This is a genomic window from Deltaproteobacteria bacterium (assembly GCA_016219225.1).
GTDB lineage: Bacteria > Desulfobacterota > RBG-13-43-22 > RBG-13-43-22 > RBG-13-43-22 > RBG-13-43-22.
Window position 1 is genome coordinate 1 of record JACRBX010000269.1, and the last position, 12,454, is coordinate 12,454.

At 52.6% G+C, this 12,454-nt stretch carries 8 protein-coding genes; 2 read left to right on the plus strand and 6 right to left on the minus strand.

Translation table 11 applies throughout. The features are described from left to right. The 6 genes from HY879_22295 to HY879_22320 form a co-directional block, all read right to left on the minus strand. Nucleotides 1–201, minus strand: a 201-nt coding sequence (locus HY879_22295; GenBank protein MBI5606074.1) for a type II toxin-antitoxin system RelE/ParE family toxin, incomplete at its 3' end; no start/stop codon positions are given. After that, entirely contained in the window at nt 188–466 is a 279-nt protein-coding gene (locus HY879_22300) for a type II toxin-antitoxin system Phd/YefM family antitoxin (GenBank protein MBI5606075.1), read from the minus strand. The genes HY879_22300 and HY879_22295, both read right to left, overlap by 14 nt. Nucleotides 467–1,071: 605 nt before the next feature. Next, nucleotides 1,072–2,361, minus strand: a complete 1,290-nt coding sequence (locus HY879_22305) for an IMP cyclohydrolase (GenBank protein ID MBI5606076.1) — start codon at nt 2,359–2,361, stop codon at nt 1,072–1,074. 120 nt (nt 2,362–2,481) lie between these two features. Then, nucleotides 2,482–3,255 (minus strand): GTP cyclohydrolase I FolE2, encoded by a 774-nt coding sequence (locus tag HY879_22310; protein MBI5606077.1) that lies wholly within the window; start codon nt 3,253–3,255, stop codon nt 2,482–2,484. Between the two features lie 127 nt (nt 3,256–3,382). Continuing rightward, complete coding sequence (gene gltA / locus HY879_22315) at nt 3,383–4,750, minus strand: NADPH-dependent glutamate synthase (GenBank protein ID MBI5606078.1); 1,368 nt, start codon at nt 4,748–4,750, stop codon at nt 3,383–3,385. 62 nt (nt 4,751–4,812) lie between these two features. Beyond that, nucleotides 4,813–5,658 carry a sulfide/dihydroorotate dehydrogenase-like FAD/NAD-binding protein gene (locus tag HY879_22320; GenBank protein ID MBI5606079.1) on the minus strand — a complete coding sequence of 282 codons (846 nt, stop codon included), beginning with the start codon at nt 5,656–5,658 and terminating at the stop codon, nt 4,813–4,815. 215 nt (nt 5,659–5,873) lie between these two features. Between HY879_22320 and HY879_22325 the strand changes: the two genes are divergently transcribed. Both HY879_22325 and HY879_22330 read left to right on the plus strand, forming a co-directional pair. After that, nucleotides 5,874–7,637 (plus strand): formate--tetrahydrofolate ligase, encoded by a 1,764-nt coding sequence (locus tag HY879_22325; GenBank protein ID MBI5606080.1) that lies wholly within the window; start codon nt 5,874–5,876, stop codon nt 7,635–7,637. Between the two features lie 329 nt (nt 7,638–7,966). After that, on the plus strand, nt 7,967–12,391 hold the full coding sequence (locus tag HY879_22330) for an FAD-dependent oxidoreductase (protein MBI5606081.1): 4,425 nt from the start codon (nt 7,967–7,969) through the stop codon (nt 12,389–12,391). The last annotated feature ends 63 nt before the right edge of the window (nt 12,392–12,454 follow it).

A 12,454-nucleotide genomic window follows, 5' to 3' on the forward strand; every position in this document is an offset into this window, starting at 1 on the left:
ATGCCGATACTCTTTATTTAAATCCTGTGATTCGAGAATAACCGGGCACCTTGCCGGGAATTTTTCCAGGGAATCGATTTGCCTTTCAATTTCTTTTACCCAGTTGTCTGCGGCTTGTGGATTATCTATCGCAATATAGCGGAGGATGTCCTTTATATCGGATTCTGCGACCCTGGTGATTTCAATCTTATACTTTGGCACTGCTCTTTAGCTCTTTTAGGAATGTGCGGGCCGTGCGAGTCCGATGTTCCCGCACGTCGCCTTCGGCTTCAGCCAGTAACAAACCCAGGTTGAATGCGTTCAGTTTTTTTTCAAAGACCTCAACATCCATTAGAACAGCGTCCGGTCGGCCATTGACGGTTACAATAATCGGTCGTCCGGTATGGTGCATTTGCTTAAAAATTTCATTCGTTTTTTTCTTCAGGTCAGAAACCGACTTAATGTCTTCTGAAATACTTAAAGTCACAAAGATCACATCCTTTTCAATACGTTATTTAATGCTACTTTAGCTATCATAATTAATCCTTAAAAACAACCTTTTTTTTCAAACTTATTCCCAGGACCCCATTTCTTTAAACATAGGTCCTCCTTCTTTTTTTGATGCGAGGGAAGAGTTGCAAGTTACGGGTTTCAAGTTTCGAGATGGTAAAGGAAATTCCAAATCGGAATACCAAACCCAACCGGAATTGGGCTCGGCTGATCCAATCAATGTTTTAAAGGAGGAGGGGATCAAGTTGCCGGAGGGGATAACAATAAATGTCGTGGAAGATAGTGAGAAGGTGCGTACCTTCGTGATTCCCCTGCGCTTCCTGCCGACGAAATCGAGGACCTGGAGGAACGTCTGGCGGCCATTGGTACTCTCGCTTTTTTCTAATTCCTAAAAAGGTACTTTGGTCGTTCTGAACAGAATGGTTTTTGCGTTCGTCGGGTCTCCTAATTCATTATGGTAGAGAAAGACGAGACCATACCCGCAGAAAAAGCGCTGGTAGCCGCAGATAGAGCAGCCACCAGCTTTTCCCAAGATCTTTGGTGTTTCAGTGCGAATCCTGCAGGAATGAGAGCACAGGAAGGCTAATGTTTGAAGGCCCTCTGACCGGTGAAGACCATGGTAGCCGGGGGCTTAGACTGGTTGCAGGCCTCAATGACTTCATAATCCCTCATGGACCCTCCGGGCTGCACCACAGCGGTGATCCCCTGGCGCAGGCCCACATCCAATCCGTCCCGGAAGGGGAAAAAGGCGTCGGAAATCATCGCCGACCCTGGAAGACCGGCCCGGTCTTCCCTCGTCTTCCGGTCGATGGATTCTTTTTCCTGATTCGGTCGTTGACCCTGTTCGATTTCCAACTCCAACTCCTTATAAGAAAGGCCGTATTGATCGAAGCACAGGGCATCGGCATATTTGGTATAAGCCTTGAAAACCGCTATCTCGGCCACTCCCACCCGATCCTGCTCTCCGATCCCTATGCCGACGGTACATTCATCTTTTACATAAAGAACGGAATTGGAGGTCACCCCCTGTTCTACGGACCAGCCGAAGTACATATCCTCGAGTTCCTTTTCTGTGGGTTGCCTTCCTATCCGGTATTCCCGGCCCTGATGGGTACAGAAGGCCAGCCTGAAATCTTCTTTATTTTGGATGGCGTTGATGGGGGATTGCTGAAGGATTAATCCTCCGTCCTGCAGGCCCTTAAAATCGATAAACCGGACCTGGCGAAGGCTTTCCAGGAGATCCATCCGGGGCACCTTGATGATCCTCAAATTACCCCTTTTGGCCAGGATGGGGACAGCCCCTTCCTCAAAATCCGGAGCAGCCACTACCTCCAAATAATTCTGGGCGATCAACTCGGCTGTAGGTTTGTCAACCGGCCGATTGAAAACAGCCGCCCCGCCAAAGGCAGCGATCCGGTCGGCCCGGTTGGCCCGAAAGTAGGCCTCTGACAGGGTAGCCCCATAAGCCACCCCACAGGGATTATTGTGCTTGACGATCACGGCCCCGGGTTTGGCCAGGAGGAACTTGAGGATATTCAAGGCATTATCCACATCGGTCAGATTGGTCTTGCCGGGGTGCTTTCCCTCCTGGACCATCTCCGCCTCGGTGATGGCCGAAACCATCCCGGACCCAGGTTGAATAAATCGGCATTCCCCCAGGACCAGATTCCCATTGATGAGTTCATAGAGGGCGGCTTCCTGTCCCGGGTTTTCCCCGTAACGGAGACCTTTTTCCTCCAGGACCCCATCGGCCTGGGGCAGCTTCCAGGTCCTTTTTCGATAAACCAGGGTTTGCCCTCCCAGGGTGATGGTCAAATCGGACGGAAAGTGATCGGCCATGACCGTCCGGTACATTTTTTTTAAGTCGTCCATGAGAACTCCAGGCATAGGGTATAAGGTGCAAGGTGTAAGGTTATGATATTGGATTTCGGTTTTTATTACCTCAAACCTTAGACCTCAAACCTTAGACCTCAAACCTTAGACCGGGTTTAATCATTTTTGCCTCTCAATATAGGCGTCAGCGCTATGGTTGTGGATGGATTCAAAATTCTCCGTGTCCACGGAAAACCAGGTTATATTGGGATCGGCCTGCAGTTTCCGGGCGATTTCGCGGACCACATCCTCAACGAACATGGGGTTTTCATAGCTCTTTTCGGTTATAAACTTTTCGTCGTCCCTTTTTAAAACCGAAAAGACCTCGGAGGAAGCGGATTCTTCCACCAGGCGGATAATATCTTCGATCCAGATAAATTTTTTGAAACGGAGGCTGACCCGGACTTCTCCCCGTTGATTATGAGCCCCATAGGAACTGATTTCCTTGGAACAGGGACAGACCGTGGCAATGGGGATCTTCAGTTCGATCACCAGATCCCGGCCCTGTTTTTGATTGGCCGATGCATTAAAAGTGCATATATATTCCATCAATCCTTCGGCCTGGGTGACCGGGGCCTTCTTGGTGATAAAATAGGGGAAAGTGACCTCTAAATGGGCTGATTCGGCGTTCAAACGGTTCTTGAGTTCCTCAAGGATGGCATTCAAGTTTTCCAGGGTGACCTGGCGGCGGTATTCACTCAAGACCTCGATAAAGCGGCTCATGTGAGTCCCTTTATGATCATGAGGCAGATTGACATACATATTGATGTTAGCCACGGTCTGCTGAAAACCGTTCTCCTTGTCCCGGACCGTGATCGGGTAACGGATGTTTTTGACCCCCACCTTGTCGATGGGGATCTGGCGGTCGTCTTTTTGGCTTTGGACGTCGATCATAATAAAAAACAGGCAAAAGGCTATAGGTTAAAAGCAAAGGGCACAAGGCACGAAATATCGGAAAGAAGGAACCGATTAATAATTGTTTTCCTATAGCCCATCGCCTATAGCCCCTTGCCTGCCTTTTTCACCATCCTACCGTCAAATACTCATGCATGGAATTGGCGGCGATTCGGCCGGCCCCCATGGCCAGAATAACCGTGGCTGATCCGGTAACGATATCTCCCCCGGCCCAGACGCCTTTTTTATAGGTCTTCCCGGTCTTGGGATCGGCCATAATATAACCTCTCTTATTGGTTTGTAGTCCTTTGGTGGTTGAGGTGATCAAAGGATTAGGCCCGGCGCCGATGGAAATGACCACTAAATCGGTCTCCATGGTGAATTCCGAGCCCTGAATGGGAATGGGCCTCCGGCGTCCTGAGGCATCGGGCTCCCCCAGTTCCATTTTTATACATTCCATGGCTACCACCCGGCCCTGATCGTCTCCCAGAAAGCGGGTGGGATTGGTTAACAGATGCATTTCCACCCCTTCTTCCTCGGCATGGTGGATCTCCTCTCCCCTGGCCGGCATTTCATCCCGGGAACGGCGGTAAACGATCTTGACACTCTCGGCCCCCAATCGTAAGGCCGTCCGGGCCGAATCCATGGCCACATTCCCGGCCCCCAGGACCACCACGTTTTTACCGAAGACTATGGGGGTATCGTATTCCGGAAAGCGGTAGGCCTTCATCAGATTGGAACGGGTCAGATATTCGTTGGCCGAATAGATGCCGATCAGATTCTCTCCCGGGACATTCATGAATACCGGCAGCCCGGCCCCGACCCCGACATAGACTGCATCAAAACCGTCGGCAAAGAGTTCGTCTACCGTCAAGGTCCGGCCGATAACAGCATTGCAGACCACCTCGGCCCCAAGTTTTTCCAGGATATCCACCTCGGCCTGAACAATGGCCTTGGGGAGACGGAATTCCGGGATACCGTAGATCAATACCCCGCCGGTTTTATGGAAGGCCTCAAAAATCGTAACCTGGTGTCCTTTAAGGACCAGGTCCCCGGCCACGGTCAGACCGGAGGGACCGGAACCGACCACGGCCACTTTTTTGCCGGTGGGGGCGGCCTTTTCCGGGAGCTTGAATTCCCCCTTAGTCCGTTGCCAATCAGAAGCAAAGCGTTCCAGCCGGCCGACGGCCACCGGTTCATCCTTCTTGCCCAAAATGCACAAGGCCTCGCACTGGCTCTCCTGAGGGCAAACCCGGCCGCAGACGGCCGGCAGACTGGTCTTTTCCCAGAGCTTCATGATAGCCCCGGAAAAATCTCCCTCTTTGATATGTCTTATAAAACCCGGAATATCGATCTGGACCGGACAGCCTTCTACACAAGAAGGTTTCTTGCACTGCAGACACCGGCCGGCCTCTAATTGGGCCGTCTCCGGACTATAGCCCAGGGGGACTTCGTCAAAATTCCTGGCCCGGACCTTGGGTTCCTGTTCGGGCATTTTCTGTCTGGGGACTTTTTCTTTCTTTTTTAATTCTTCGGCCACGTTAATTCCTCCAATTATTACTTGTTACACTGGCAGCCGGATTTCTGAAACCGCTCCAGGGACTGTTTTTCCTGTTCCAGGTAGGCCCGCTGCCTTTGTATCAATTCTTCAAAATTGACCAAATGGCCGTCAAATTCAGGACCGTCGACACAGGCAAAGCGGGTGATCCCATCCACGGTTACCCGGCAGCAGCCACACATCCCCGTCCCATCCACCATGATGGGATTCAGGCTGACCATAGTTTTTACCCCATATCCCTGAGTCAGTTTACAGGTAAATTTCATCATCGGAACCGGTCCGATGGCTACGATCAAGGCGATAGGGTCCTTCTTATCCAGGTATTCTTTTAAAACCTCGGTAACAAATCCATGATGGCCATAGGACCCATCATCGGTACAGACCCGCAGTTCGTTCGAGGCCTGGGCCATCCGGTCTTCGAGAATCAGCAAGTCTTTGGTCCTGGCCCCGATAATGGCCACTACCTGATTCCCGGCCTCTTTCATCCCCTTGGTAATGGGATGCAGGACCGCTACCCCTGTTCCTCCCCCCACACAGATGACGGTCCCCCATTTTTCAATGTGTGTTGGCTGCCCTAAAGGCCCGCAGATGTCCTGGTAGGCCTCGCCTTCTTTTAGGGATTTCATCAAAGCCGTCGATTTTCCGACCACCTGATAGATCAGGGTAATGGTCCCGGCTTGAGGATCCGTATCGGCCATCGTCAAAGGAATCCGTTCGCCGGTCTCGTTGACCCGGATAATGACAAATTGGCCTGGTTTGGCCTTTCGGGCAATCATTGGGGCCTGGATGACATTGCTGACGACCGTCCCCTGGGCCAATTCTTCTTTTTTTAAGATCTCAAACACGGGATCACTCCTTATTCTAAATTCTCTTTGTTTTTAGTAAAAACTGATTTTTAACACAGTAACCCGGTCCTGTCAAAAAAATATTTTAACCCTATTAAAACCATCTATAAAAGCTTGACGGTAAATATTCTTTGTGATAATGAACACAAGTCAATATAAGAAATAAAAGCTTTTTCTTTTAAGTCTAAAATACTTTAACAAGGAGGATGTTTCATATGGCGTACAATGCAGTGAAAATGAAGGACTGGCAGATTTCCGAAGCTGCCGAAAAAAACATGCCCACGGCTGATCAGTGGCGCGAAAAATTAGGGCTTCAGAAGGACGAAGTGATCCCTTTTGGCCGCCTGGCCAGGCTGGATTTCATGAAAATCACGAACCGTCTCAAGGACAAACCGGACGGGAAATACATCGAAGTGACCGCGATCACCCCGACCCCCTTAGGGGAAGGGAAAAGTACCACCTCCTGCGGTCTTATGGAGGGTTTGGGGAAAAGAGGGGTCAGTGTGGGCGGTGCCCTGCGTCAACCCTCGGGCGGCCCGACCATGAATATCAAAGGAACAGCAGCCGGCGGCGGGAATGCCCTTTTGATCCCCATGACCGAATTTTCCATGGGTCTAACCGGCGATATCAATAACATCATGAATGCCCATAACCTGGCCATGGTAGCTATGACGGCCCGGATGCAGCATGAGCGCAACTACAATGATGAACAGTTGAAACGGCTGACCAAGATGCGGCGCCTGGATATCGACCCCACCCGGGTGGAGATGGGCTGGATCATGGATTTCTGCGCCCAGGCTATGCGGAATATCATCATCGGCATCGGCGGCCGGATGGACGGCTACATGATGCAATCCAAATTCGGCATTGCCGTATCCTCCGAGGTCATGGCTATTTTGTCCATCGTTAATGATCTGGCCGATATGCGCAAACGCCTGGATGAGATTACCGTAGCCTTTGATAAGAAAGGGAAACCCGTTACCACCGGCGACCTGCAGGTTGGCGGAGCCATGGCCGCCTTCATGGTCCAATCCATCAATCCCACTCTGCTTTGTACGGCTGAATATCAACCCTGTATGGTCCATGCCGGCCCTTTTGCCAACATCGCCGTGGGCCAGTCCTCAATCATCGCCGACCGGGTCGGGCTGAAGCTCTTTGATTATCATGTCACCGAGAGTGGATTTGCGGCTGATATCGGTTTTGAAAAATTCTGGAACGTAAAATCGCGTTACAGCGGGCTCAAACCCCATGTTTCGGTTTTGACCACCACCATCCGGGCCTTGAAGATGCACGGCGGCGGACCCAAAGTCGTAGCCGGATTGGCCCTGCCGGAAGAATACACCAAGGAAAACGTCGGCCTGGTGGAAAAGGGTGTGGCCAACATGGTTCATTGTATCGAAATCATCCGCAAATCAGGGATGAACCCGGTGGTCTGTATCAATGCCTTCCATACCGACACCAAGGATGAAATCGCCACGGTCCGAAGAGCAGCCGAAAAGGCCGGAGCCCGTTGCGCCCTTTCTACCCATTGGGCCGATGGCGGCGACGGGGCACTGGAATTGGCCGATGCGGTCATTGATGCCTGTAAGGATAAATCAAAATTCAAGTTCCTCTATCCATTAGAAATGAAACTGCGGGACCGGGTAGCCAAGATTGCCAAGGAAGTCTACGGGGCCGATGGAGTCTCCTGGACGGCCGAGGCCGAAGCCAAAGCCAAGATGCTGGAAGGCGATCCCAAATATGATGATTATGCCACCATGATGGTCAAGACCCATCTGAGCCTGACCCACGATCCGGCCAGAAAAGGGGTGCCTAAGGGCTGGAAGCTTCCGGTCCGGGATGTCTTGATCTATTCGGGGGCGAAATTCCTCTGCCCGGTGGCCGGGGCCATTACCCTCATGCCCGGAACGTCCTCAGATCCGGCCTTCCGCCGAATCGATGTGGATGTCAAGACCGGAAAGACCAAGGGATTATTTTAGGTTTGAACAAGGCCCGGGGAAACCCTCCCTGGGCCTTTTATTTTTGATCCTCCTCAAGGCCCTCCCGGGTGGTTCACTTTTTTCCACATTCAAACGGCGGGTTGGAGTTATAAGGATATTTGAAAAACTTGAAATTTTTATTTGAAAATCCTGACTTGCACGCACGTCATTCCGGTGAAAACCGGAATCCAGGTGTTATGCTGAGTCGAAAAGAACCTGGATTCCGGTTTTCACCGGAATGACGGAGAGGTTATCGACGTTTTTCAAAAAACTAAACTGATACGAAAATATAAGAAACCAACTTAATAAATTTACAAGGACAAGATTATATGGCAGAAGTAGAAACCAAAAAAGTGGGAGCGGTCATGGTGGTCGGAGGGGGCATCGCCGGTATACAGGCCTCCCTGGACCTGGCCGAATCCGGATATTATGTCTATCTGGTAGAGAAAAATTCAGCCATCGGCGGGGTGATGGCCCAACTGGACAAGACCTTTCCGACCAATGACTGTTCCATGTGTATCATCTCCCCTAAGCTGGTAGAATGCGGCCGGCACTTGAATATCGAACTTTTGACCCTCAGTGAAATCGAGGGGATTTCCGGAGAACCGGGCAATTTCCAGGTCAAGGTCCGGCAGAATCCCCGCTTTGTGGATCCCTCCAAATGTACGGCCTGCGGCGAATGCACCAAGGTCTGCCCCATCGATCTGCCGAACCGCTTTGATCAGGAGATGCGAAACCGTAAGGCCGCCTACAAGCTCTATCCCCAGGCCATGCCCAGTGCCTTTGCCATTGAAAAAAGGGGAACCGCTCCTTGTAAGGCCACTTGTCCGGCCCATATCAGCATTCAGGGTTTTATCGCCCTGATCGCCCAGGGCCGGGACAAGGACGCCTTGAAATTAATCAAGCAGGAAATGCCCTTCCCGGCGGTCTGCGGGCGGGTCTGCCACCATCCCTGTGAGGCCCAATGTACCCGGGGGCAGGTGGACGAACCCCTGGCCATTGAATACCTGAAACGCTTTGTAGCCGATCTGGACCTGAATGCGGCCGACCGCTACGTCCCTTCCATCGCCGAACCAAGGGATGAAAAAGTGGCGGTAATCGGTGGAGGCCCTTCCGGATTAACGACCGCTTATTATCTGGCCCAAAAAGGCTATCCGGTGACCCTCTTCGAAAAGCTGCCCGTTTTAGGGGGAATGATGGCCGTCGGCATACCGGCCTACCGTCTGCCCCGGGAAACCTTGCAGGCCGAGATCCAGGTCATCAAAGACCTGGGGGTGGAGATGCAGACCGGGATGGCCTTCGGCCGGGATTTTACCCTGGATGCGTTGAAAAACCAGGGGTTCCAGGCCGTCTATCTGGCCCTCGGCTTACACAAGAGCCGCGGCCTGGGAGTCCCCGGAGAAGACCTTCCCCAAGTCCTGGAAGGGGTGAATTTCCTCCGTTCAGCGGCCCTTGGAGAAGATATTAAGGTCGGGAAAAGGACCCTGGTTATCGGTGGGGGCAATGTGGCCATTGATGTGGCCCTGACCGCCCTCAGGCAGGGGGCTGAAGAAGTCCGGCTGGTCTGTCTGGAACAAAGGCAGGAAATGCCGGCCTGGGATTATGAAGTCGAGGAGGCCCTGTCCGAAGGCGTCATCATCGAAAACGGCTGGGGTCCTTTGCAGTTTACCGAAAAAGGCGGGATTCTATCGGCTGTTTCCTTTAAAAAATGTGTGGCTGTTTTTGACGACCAGAAACGGTTCAACCCCAGTTATGATGAAAAGACTACTTCTTCCTGGGAAGTGGATACGGCTATTGTGGCCATCGGTCAGCAGGCCGACCTGGAAGGGGTTTCCGATCAAGGATTGAAGTTCACCCCCAGAGGGGCCATTGAAGTCGATCCATTGACCTTGGAAACCAGTCTCCCCGGAGTTTTTGCCGGCGGTGATTTTTTCTACGGGCCGAAATCGGTAGTCGAAGCCGTGGCCTGTGGTAAGGAGGCGGCTGAGAGCATCCATCGCTTTATAAACCAGTTGGATCTTAAGGTCGATCGGGAAAAGGATTGGTCTTTTGTCAAACCGGAGACCGAAGGAGAAGTCCTTAAACCCCGTCAGGCCATGCCGACCAAGGATCTCTCCGAACGCCGGGGGACCTACCAGGAGATCGCCCTGGGTTTTACCGAGGAGCGGGCCAGGAGAGAAGCCGAAAGATGCCTTAAATGCGGAATCTGTTCCGAATGTTACCAATGTGTTGACGCCTGTCTGGCCAAGGCCATCGATCACGAAATGAAGCCCATTGAGCGGACTGTCGAAGTCGGTTCCGTGGTCATGGCCCCAGGGTTCCAGCCCTTCGATCCTTCCCTCTATGAACCCTATGGCTATGCCCATTTCCCCAATGTGGTGACCAGCATGGAATTTGAGCGGATCTTGTCGGCCTCCGGACCTTTTGAAGGTCACCTGGTTCGTCCTTCGGACCACAAGGAACCGCAAAAGATCGCCTGGCTGCAGTGTGTCGGTTCCAGAGATATCAATCACTGCGACCATGGCTATTGTTCGGCGGTCTGCTGTATGTACGCCATCAAAGAAGCGGTTATTGCTAAGGAACACAGCCCTCACCCCCTGGATACGGCTATCTTTTTCATGGATATGCGGACCCATGGGAAGGAATTTGAAAAATATTACAACCGGGCCCAGGAGGAACGGGGAGTACGTTTCATCCGCTCCCGGATCCATTCCATAGATCCGATACCGGAGAACAACAATCTCCTCCTTCAGTATGTGACGGAAACCGGGGAAGTCTTGAATGAAGAATTCGATATGGTGGTCCTTTCCGTAGGGTTGGAGACCTCGCCGGAGGCCATCGCCCTGGCCGAAAAATTAGGGGTCCCTCTGGATCATAATCGATTCGCCAAAGTAAGCAGTTTCGCACCGGTGACCACCGAAACGCCGGGAATTTATGCCTGCGGGGCCTTTGACGGTCCCAAGGATATCCCTCAGGCGGTTATGGAGGCCTCGGCAGCGGCCTGTGCGGCTACTGAATCCCTGGCCGAGGCCAGGGGACAATTAGTCCGTCATCAGGAACTTCCTCCGGAGATCGATGTCCTCGGGCAGGATGTCCGGGTAGGGGTCTTTGTCTGTAACTGCGGCATCAATATCGGGGGAGTGGCCGACGTCCCGGCAGTCCGGGAATATGCCAAATCCCTGCCCCATGTGGTCCACGTGGAAGACAACCTCTTTACCTGTTCCCAGGATACCCAGGAAAAGATGAAAACAGTCATACAGGAAAAGGGGATTAACCGGGTGGTGGTAGCCTCCTGCTCCCCCAGGACCCACGAACCCTTATTCCAGCAGACCATCCGGGAGGCCGGCCTGAATCAGTACCTTTTTGATATGGCCAATATCCGCGACCAGGATACCTGGGTCCATCAGGGCAATCCCGAAGCGGCCACTGCCAAGGCCAAGGATCTGGTGCGCATGGCCGTGGCCCGGGTCTCTCTGCTGGAACCCCTGCACAAGATCTCTTTTGGCTTGACCAAATCGATCCTGGTGATTGGAGGCGGAGTGGCCGGTTTGACGGCTGCTTTCAATCTGGCCCAGCAGGGGTATCCCGTTCATCTGGTGGAAAGAAGCGATACCCTGGGCGGAACGGCCCTCAAGCTTCGGCATACCTGGAGAGGAGAGGATATCCAGGGTTATGTTAAAACTCTGGTTGCATCGGTCAAAGATCATCCCCGGATCGAGGTGCATTACAACACCGAAGTGGCCCGGTCCTCGGGATTTATTGGAAATTATACCACCATTCTGAGCCAGGGCGGACAAACCCAGGAAATCCTTCATGGGGCCGTCATCCTGGCCACCGGCGGTCAGGAATGGAAACCGGATGTTTATGCCTATGGACAGGATTCCAGGATCATGACCGCTCTGGAATTGGACCAGGCCATTATGGCCCGGGAGGAAAAAATATCCAAAGCCCAATCGGCGGTATTTATCCAGTGTGTCGGCTCCAGGGAACCGGAGCGGCCTTATTGCAGCCGGCTTTGTTGCACCCACAGTGTAGAAAGCGCCCTGACCTTGAAAAAAATCAATCCCGAAATGGATATTGTGATTCTGTACCGGGATATGAGGACCTTTGGGGTCCGGGAAGACCTCTACCGGGAAGCCAGAAACCAGGGCATCCTGTTTATCCGTTTTGACCTGGAAAGCAAACCCGAGGTCCGGGTAGAAGACGGCCAGATGACCGTTACCGTAATGGATCACGTCTTGGGCCGGCTGCTTACCCTGACGCCGGATCTGGTGACCCTGGCCTCGGCTGTAATCCCCAATCCGGTAAAGGAGTTGACCGAAATCTTTAAGGTCTCCTTGAATAATGAAGGCTTCCTTTTGGAAGCCCACATGAAACTGCGGCCGGTGGATTTTGCTACGGACGGGATTTATCTCTGCGGTCTGGCTCATTATCCCAAACCCATCGATGAAAGTATCGCCCAGGCCCAGGCCGCGGCCGGCCGGGCCTTGACCCTTATGGCCAAAGAGACCATCAAGGTCGGCGGGGTGGTGGCTGTGGTTCAGGAAGATCTTTGCGCCGTCTGTCTGACCTGCGTCAGGGCTTGTCCTTTCAGGGTCCCGGTCATCGGAGATCGGGGGGCGGCTGAAATCGATGTCACCAAATGTCAAGGATGCGGGGTTTGTGTTTCAGAGTGTCCGGGCAAGGCCATCAACCTGCAACACTTTACCGACAAACAGGTCCTGGCCAAGGTCCAGGCCCTGATCGCAGCATAAAAAATCAGGCTCAGGGCATAAGGGACACGGTCCAAGGTGAAAGGAAAACTTTCTTAATGGGTT